This window comes from Aeromonas sp. SER (genome assembly GCF_038739615.1).
Lineage (GTDB): Bacteria > Pseudomonadota > Gammaproteobacteria > Enterobacterales > Aeromonadaceae > Aeromonas > Aeromonas jandaei.
In genome coordinates this window covers 1-279 of the sequence record NZ_JBCGFC010000037.1, presented here as the reverse complement: position 1 = coordinate 279, position 279 = coordinate 1, and the positions used below count along the sequence as shown (strand labels likewise).

Annotated in this window: 1 pseudogene; it reads left to right on the top strand. The window is 59.1% G+C overall.

The annotated features are described in order from the left end of the window. Positions 1 to 275: pseudogene (hcp1, locus tag AAHA41_RS22590) on the top strand (type VI secretion system effector Hcp1); the annotation flags it as partial. Positions 276 to 279 lie beyond the last annotated feature (4 nt).

Genomic DNA, 279 nt, shown 5'->3' with positions numbered 1-279 from the left:
ACAACGCGCTGGCTTCCGGTGAAATGCTGCCGAAAGTGACCCTGAAGTGGTACCGCACCTCCGTTGAAGGCAAGCAGGAGCACTTCTTCTCCACCGTGCTGACCGATGCCACCATCGTTGACATCGATTGCCAGATGCCGCACTGCCAGGACCCGGCGAAGTCTGACTTCACCCAGCTTATCCAGGTCTCCATGGCTTACCGCAAGATTGACTGGGAACACACCGTTGCCGGTACTTCCGGTGCGGACGACTGGCGTGCGCCCATCGAGGCCTAATCCT